The sequence below is a fragment of the Microvirga sp. GN3 genome (genome assembly GCF_055792825.1).
The window spans coordinates 42,266-49,231 of sequence record NZ_JBVVAK010000064.1 but is presented as its reverse complement, the minus strand read 5'-3'; the positions used below and the strand labels follow the sequence as shown (position 1 = coordinate 49,231).

The following is a 6,966-nucleotide window of genomic DNA, read 5'->3' as shown; positions in this document are numbered from 1 at the left end:
AGGCGCGCCGTCATCAGCCACATGCGCCGGCTCGCCAAGTTGCCCGACCGGATCCGGAGCTACTTTGGGCATCCATCTTTCCGCTATGCCGCGTAGTTCAAGATCACCCAAGCCGGATCAATAACATCAATACCTCATGCTGTGGCCTCTATGGCTATCTGACTGGTATGCCAACTTAGCATGTGTCTTTCGCAGAGCCGGATGAGTTCGTGGAAGCCCCAGCCAATCGCGGATAAAATCAGAATTGCGACGATAACCACGCTGGCATCGCCATTCTCTTGTCCTAAGCTGAGGAGATAACCGAGGCCGTAGGTCGCTCCCATGAGCTCGCCAATGACAGCCGCGGTGACAGCCTGGGTCGAAGCAATCCGCAAACCGGCCAGGATAGGCGGCAACGAAAAAGGTAGCTCAATACGTCGAAAGCGCTGCCATGCGCTCAAATGGAGAAGCGTGCCAAGATCTTGATACGGCTTTTCGACAGCCGCAAATCCCGCCGCGGCACCAGCCATTACCGGGAAGAAGGTCACAATTGCGATAAGGGTTATTTTCGGCCCCATATCCAGTCCGAGCCAAAGGAGAAGCAAGGGGGCAATCGCAATCTTGGGTGCCGTCTGTAGGAGCAAGATAAGGGGGGACAGCAGGCGACCGAGAAGTGGCACTCGCACGAACAGCCACCCGAACGCAACGCCGAGAAAGCCTCCGAGAATAAATCCAGCGCCAATCTCAGCAAGAGTTACGCGAATGTGCTTCGTCAGCTCCGCTGTTTGCGCGAGAAAAACAAAGCGTGACGCAATGGCATCCGGCGTGGGGAGCAAATAAGCCGGCACATTCGCTACAAGGACAAAAATCCACCAGATGGCTATCGCGATGGCTAGCGAGCGTAAGGCGGTCAGTATGTTGGTTACTGTCATTGTGACCCATGGGTGAGTTAGCCTCCACCTGACGGCGGAGGCCACTGGATCAAGCTTTAATATCGCTGGGTTGGATCACGAGATCTTCGGCCTTAAAGCCCTTCTCGATCACCTTGTATTCGGCCAAGATATCAATGTTCTTCTGCCAAGCGCTGAGATCAGCCGCGCCAATGCCCTTCTGTTTCGTCAGTGAACTTTGCCAGATTGATGGGATGAACGAATCTGTGAAAGCGCGCTTCAGCACAGTCTCCTGACCCTTCCAAGTCTGGGCGTGCTTATCGATTGCGATAGCTAAAGCCTCGTCAACATGACCGTCGATAACCCACTGGATTGCCTCACTTAGGGCAGTATTGAAGCCTCTCACTGCCTTTGGATTGCTCTGAAAATACCGATCGCCGGTCACAACGACGTTACCAAACGACGGCAAGAAGTCGTTTGATGAAATCATGCCGACCTGCACACCTTCCGCTTCAAGGTTGTAACGCCGCAGTTCCGAGAAAACGATGGCGTCAACCTTGTCCGCTTGCAGAGCCTGGACAATCGCCCCAGTGGCGATCACCTCTACATTGACATCATCCAGCTTCAGACCAGCCTGCTTCAGCCCTACTTGAAGCTGAAGGTAATTGGGGCTTCCGAGGCTTGTGACCGCAACGGTCTTCCCCTTTAGATCAGCGAAACTCTTGATGCTCTTGGAGGTTTTGAAAAGGGTTGCTCCAATACCACGTTGGTAGGTGGTATGAACGACCTTTGCGGGAAGTCCATTGGCTTTTGCAGCAATAACCGCATCGCCATTCGGAAAGCCGAATTGGACATTCCCGGCTGCCACGTTGCGCATGATGTCCGCGGCGGCAGCGTAGACGATGCGAACCTCGAGGCCGTTCTTCGCGAATAGGCCCTTCTCTTGGGCCACATAGATGGGAGCGTAAAATGGAACGGCAGCCCCGTCGATTTGCAGGGTCACCGCCTCAGTGCTTTGAGCACCCGCGATACGCGGGAAGAAGCCTGCAGCTGTGGCAAGTGCGCCGCTTGCGAGAAATGTTCTGCGTTTCATCAGAGAGCTCCCAGGTTGGACGCGTTACCTAGCGTCGAGAAATGATACTGCTGTTGCCGCAAGGCGAATAAGGTTGTGCTGAGTTTCTTCGTAGTCTTCTAGCCATTGATCTGTTGCGCGGTTGCCGTGCACCGCCAAAACAGCACCAACCTGGCTGCCGAGAGCCCTGCCGACAGCGAATAGTGCTTCACATTCCATGTCCATACCGACAGCGCCGGCCTCGGTAAGCTGTCGCATCAGCCCACTTGTCGGCAACTCCCGAGGGTCGGCGCCGGGACGAGCCAAACGCTCTTGTCCCCAGTAGTAGGAATCTGTGGTGTAGATTGCGCCCCTGCGGAACGGCAGCTCGAGTGTTCTCGCTGCATGCTCTAGCGCCTCTACGACCTCTGTTGATGCAGGAATGGGCTCACCCGAAGGATCATAAACGCGGGCGGTTCCTGTATTGCGAAGGGCCGTATCTACAATCAGGAACGAGCCAAGAGGCATGCTCGGGTCAATTGCTCCCATACCTCCAACCCGGATCCCTCTTTTCATTCCAAGGTTAGCAAGCTCCACCACTGCGATCTCGGTTGAGGGGCCCCCGATCCCTGTTGAGCAAACCGTGATCGGCGTGCCGTTCCAAGTGCCACGGGCCATTTGGAATTCCCGCCGACGCCCAATCTCCGTCACTTGATCCAGGACACTTGCCGCCTTCGAAACCCGATCGGGATCCCCTGGAAGGAGGACAGACGGCATTACATCAGCTGCCTCGCAGGGCAAATGGGTGGGGCGCCCCCCAAGCCAGGGGAAGGCAGCTGAACGTGATGCTGTGCTGGTCATGGCTGATCTCGCCAAGATAGGAGGCGACGCTCGAGAAATTCGATGATCTGGTAGACGGTAATGCCTAAGAGGGCCGTTACGATGACCGCGGCGAACAGAAGGGGCGTCTTGTAAGTGGCCGTCGCAAACGTCATCAGGTATCCTAGGCCCTGCTTGCCAGCCATCCATTCAGCAAGAATAGCACCGACTACAGCTTGCACTGCCCCCACGCGAAGACCAATGAAGATCTCGGGAAGAGCCGACGGGAACTCAATTCGTCGGAAGCGCTGCCATAGACTGAGATGAAGCACCTTCGCAAGATCGTGGAGTCGTCTGTCGACTGAGCGGACGCCAACGAGGGTCGCGATCAGAACCGGAAAGAAGACAAGCGATACAATTAGTATGAGTTTGGATGTAATGCCCAGACCGAACCAAATGACAAAGAGGGGCGCTAGAGCAATCTTTGGGGCGGTTTGCAAGAAGAGGATTGGACCAGACAGCCAGCGCTCCACCCGTGCACTCTTTGCTAGAAGAAGCCCACTTGCAACACCGAGGAGCACTCCCACAGTATAGCCGGCGACGAGAATGGTAATGGTATATAGAAGATGGCTAAATAGCTGTCCTTTAGCAGCCTCTACAAGAGCATTCCAAACCGAGACCGGAGAAGGCAGCAGGAAGTCAGGGACATCGTAGATACGCGTATAGAGATCCCACGCGATAACGATGGCTCCGATGGCGAAAGTGGTTTCAAGAACTCTCCTGAAGCCTTTCATTGCAGATCCCGCCGAAGGCCAGCCATCAACTGGTGGAACGCCGGATCTAATTTCGTGCCCTCCCCTCGAGGGCGAACAAGATCCACATTGTAGACGTTTTTGATACGGCCGGGACGTGAGGACATCACAACCACCCTGTCGGAAAGGTAAGCAGCTTCTTCGACGCTGTGCGTTACGAACAGAATAGTCTTCTTGGTTTGCGCCCAGATCGAAAGGAGCTCATCATTCAGCCTGTCGCGAGTAATGAGATCCAAAGCGCCAAAAGGTTCGTCCATCAGGAGCAGCGACGGATCATAGGAAAGAGCACGTGCGATAGAGACGCGCTGACGCATCCCGCCAGACAAGGCACGGGGTAAGGCATTTTCGAAACCAGTCAGCCCCACGAGCTTTAGCAAGTCCATTGCACGGCTGTCAGCCTCAGCCTGGGCGACCCCGGCTGTATCAAGAGGGAAGCGAACATTCTCAAGCGCGGAGAGCCACGGTAGGAGAACCGGCTCTTGGAACACAAAGCCGACGCGCTGCCGGGATGAACTCCTATCGTCAACTTCAATGGAGCCACCGCTTGCCGTCTCAAGACCAGCGAGAATGCGCAATAGAGTCGACTTCCCGCAACCAGAGGGGCCAATGATGCTAACGAACTCGCCGCGGCTCACATCAAGATCGGTTGGACTCAGCGCCGTCACTGCAGCGCCATTGATTGAAAAGTCTTTGTGAACACCTCGGATTTTAATCATTTGTCTGTTCGCACCTGAGGGTCTTAGACATGCTCTTGAAAGTCCCCGTTGCACTGACACACTCAGCCTCTTGCAGACAAGCTTTGACGAGCATGCATCCTGCACTTCTTTTGCCAGTGACTGGGCAAATTCTGGTCAACGGTGATCGTGCAATGAAATTTCGTAGCATAACGATTTTAGCAGGCGGTTGAGCAGTGCGTTACAGATGATGGCAACTGCTTCAAGAAATCTGCTTGAGCCTCGGCTAATCAGACCTGTTCAAGCAGCCTACTGAGCTGCTCCTGACAAGGCACATTGCTGGGCTCCTCGGTAACCAACAGGTGAGCCTCGGCCGAGACGGATCGTCATAAGCAATTCGAAGAACCGCTGCGGCAGGCGCATAGCGGAGAACCACTCAGAGACAAATAGCGTGCGCGAGGCTGATTGTAAGGTCATATCATGTAATTTAAAGTCCGATCGCGCGCGGTCACAATCGATGCCATGACGCTCGCCACCCTGAAAGAAAAGAGAGCATCACCCGCAGAGAAAATTCTCGTCAACGGATGGGTAGGGCGACGAGGCTGAGCCCTTAACGGCACTTTCATTCAACCTGGGACAGGGATCTTTCTGATGTCTTCATTGCCTGCGAGATCGAAGGCACGGGCGATCCAAGCAACATTATCCGCCTAGATGGTCATAGCTGGACAGGCACATGATCAGCGAAGGAGTGCCGCGATTGTGGCCGTCACATATCTGACGAGAAACGGCCGCTCACGCTTCAGCCCCGCAGCTGAGATGCGCAAATCTAAGATATTGTCTTTATTGGTAAAATTGGCGGAGAGGGGGAGATTCGAACTCCCGATACGGTTGCCCGTATGCCGCATTTCGAGTGCGGTGCATTCAACCACTCTGCCACCTCTCCGGGGTGCGAAGGCCTTGAGGCCCGCTGGTTGAGGCCGGGTGGATATCATGGGCTTGGCGGGTCTTCAAGCGCCAAAAGCAAGGTTTTTGATTGACAAGGACAGGCTCCGTCCGTAGATAGGCCTCCTCTATGAGCCGATACGAGTGTCTGCTCATGTCCATGCGGCAGTTTCAAACTGCCGTAAACCGAAGCCGGAAACTGCCAAAAAGCCAATCCGGCGGGGGCTTTCCCCCGCTGAGAATTGGGTTTGAACACGAGGATCAAGATGTTCGCAGTGATCAAGACCGGCGGCAAGCAGTATCGCGTTGCCGCCAACGACGTCATCACCGTCGCCACGCTCGCAGGCGAGCCTGGCACCGCCGTCACGTTCGACCAGGTTCTCATGGTCACGAACGACGGTTCGACCCAGGTGGGCGCCCCCCTCGTCGAGGGCGTGACCGTGGCAGGCGAGGTGGTGGAACACACCCGCGGCGAGAAGGTCATCTCCTTCAAGAAGCGCCGTCGCCAGAATTCGCGCCGCAAGCGCGGGCATCGCCAGGACTACACCGTGGTGCGGATCACCGAGATCCTCGCCGGTGGCGAAAAGCCCAAGAAGGCTGCGGCCAAGAAGACCACCAAGGCTGCGGCTGACGAGGCTGCGCCGGCCACCGCTGAATAAGCGTTCGGCAACTGACAGGAACACGGGAGTAACCCATGGCTCACAAAAAAGCAGGCGGCTCGTCTCGCAACGGTCGCGATTCCGACGGCCGTCGTCTGGGCGTCAAGAAATTCGGCCATCAGCAGGTCGTCGCCGGCAACATCATTATTCGTCAGCGCGGCACGAAATGGCATGCCGGCGCCAATGTCGGCATGGGCAAAGATCACACCCTCTTTGCCACGGCCAATGGCCGAGTCCGATTCCTTACGCGTCAAGGCCGAGCTTTTGTATCGGTCGTACCGGCCCAAGAGGCCGCAGAGTAAACGGCAAGAGCGAAACGAAGGAGCTCCTGCCGGCATCACACCGACCCGGCGGGTTAAGAGCTCCAAACAGGCCCTAAAAAGCCAAGCTCCAATCCGAAACTGACAGGGGAGGTGGGATGTCCACCTCCCCTTCGTCATTTCTCGGGCCCAAGGAGGGCCCAACGGATCGGAGCAAGACGATGTTTCCCGACCTCACCCGTGACGATGTTTTCCGCCTCGAGACCCGCGGCCTGTGGCTGCGCTGGGCCCGTCTCGCGGATGCCCAAGCCATCGTACGCCTTGCCGGTGAGAAATCGGTCGCGGAGATGACGGCTCGAATTCCGCATCCATATCATCCGGACGATGCCGAGCGATTTATCTTCATGTCCCGGCGGTCCAATGCGGACGGCCAGGGTCTGCAGCTCGCCATCACGCCCAAGGGTAAGCCTAACAACCTGATCGGCATGGTGGGCATCGGCCCCGATCCCGAGACGGGCAAGCCCAGCCTCGGCTACTGGCTCGGCACGCCCTATTGGGGCAAGGGCTACGCCACCGAGGCGGCTCGCGCGCTGATCGATGCCTTCTTTGCCTATGGCGAGAAGGACGAGCTCACCGCGTCGGCCCGGGTCATCAATCCGGCCTCCCGGCGGGTGCTGGAGAAGTGCGGCTTTGCCTATCAGGGCGCCGGGCTCGTCGAGCTGCCGGCCCGGGGCGGGCTCTATCCGGCCGACCATTTCCGCCTCGACCGGCGGGCCTGGGAGAGCCTGAAGAGCTGGAGCCATACCGGCCTCGTGCGTGAGCCCGTCTGCGTCGAGGTCGAGGTGGACCGCGAGATGTCCCTCGCGAGCTGAAAATAGGA

8 protein-coding genes and 1 tRNA gene are annotated in these 6,966 nt (G+C 56.9%); 3 read left to right on the top strand and 6 right to left on the bottom strand.

Features of this window, described 5'->3' with window-relative positions:
- Positions 1-134 precede the first annotated feature (134 nt).
- The 6 genes from ACS5Q1_RS26330 to ACS5Q1_RS26305 form a co-directional block, all read right to left on the bottom strand.
- Positions 135-911, bottom strand: a complete 777-nt coding sequence (locus ACS5Q1_RS26330; RefSeq protein WP_473100943.1) for an ABC transporter permease — start codon at positions 909-911, stop codon at positions 135-137.
- A 49-nt stretch (positions 912-960) separates the two neighbouring features.
- Complete coding sequence (locus ACS5Q1_RS26325) at positions 961-1,962, bottom strand: ABC transporter substrate-binding protein (protein WP_473100942.1); 1,002 nt, start codon at positions 1,960-1,962, stop codon at positions 961-963.
- A 24-nt stretch (positions 1,963-1,986) separates the two neighbouring features.
- Positions 1,987-2,697 carry a nucleoside phosphorylase gene (locus tag ACS5Q1_RS26320; RefSeq protein ID WP_473100945.1) on the bottom strand — a complete coding sequence of 237 codons (711 nt, stop codon included), beginning with the start codon at positions 2,695-2,697 and terminating at the stop codon, positions 1,987-1,989.
- Positions 2,698-2,777: 80 nt separating this feature from the next.
- On the bottom strand, positions 2,778-3,533 hold the full coding sequence (locus ACS5Q1_RS26315; RefSeq protein WP_473100941.1) for an ABC transporter permease: 756 nt from the start codon (positions 3,531-3,533) through the stop codon (positions 2,778-2,780).
- On the bottom strand, positions 3,530-4,267 hold the full coding sequence (locus ACS5Q1_RS26310; protein ID WP_473100940.1) for an ABC transporter ATP-binding protein: 738 nt from the start codon (positions 4,265-4,267) through the stop codon (positions 3,530-3,532). Before ACS5Q1_RS26310 ends, ACS5Q1_RS26315 begins: the two co-directional genes overlap by 4 nt.
- An 811-nt stretch (positions 4,268-5,078) precedes the next feature.
- Positions 5,079-5,168 (bottom strand) — tRNA-Ser (locus ACS5Q1_RS26305).
- Positions 5,169-5,433: 265 nt separating this feature from the next.
- On the opposite strand from ACS5Q1_RS26305, the gene rplU reads away from it, so the two are divergent.
- From rplU to ACS5Q1_RS26290, 3 genes are all read left to right on the top strand, one after another.
- Positions 5,434-5,826: a 50S ribosomal protein L21 gene (gene rplU / locus ACS5Q1_RS26300; RefSeq protein WP_203441279.1), complete on the top strand. Its 393-nt coding sequence runs from the start codon at positions 5,434-5,436 to the stop codon at positions 5,824-5,826.
- A gap of 35 nt (positions 5,827-5,861) precedes the next feature.
- The gene (gene rpmA / locus ACS5Q1_RS26295) at positions 5,862-6,128 is read left to right on the top strand and encodes a 50S ribosomal protein L27 (protein WP_473100939.1); all 267 of its coding nucleotides are present in this window, start codon (positions 5,862-5,864) and stop codon (positions 6,126-6,128) included.
- Between the two features lie 179 nt (positions 6,129-6,307).
- Positions 6,308-6,958 (top strand): GNAT family N-acetyltransferase, encoded by a 651-nt coding sequence (locus tag ACS5Q1_RS26290; protein WP_473100938.1) that lies wholly within the window; start codon positions 6,308-6,310, stop codon positions 6,956-6,958.
- Positions 6,959-6,966 lie beyond the last annotated feature (8 nt).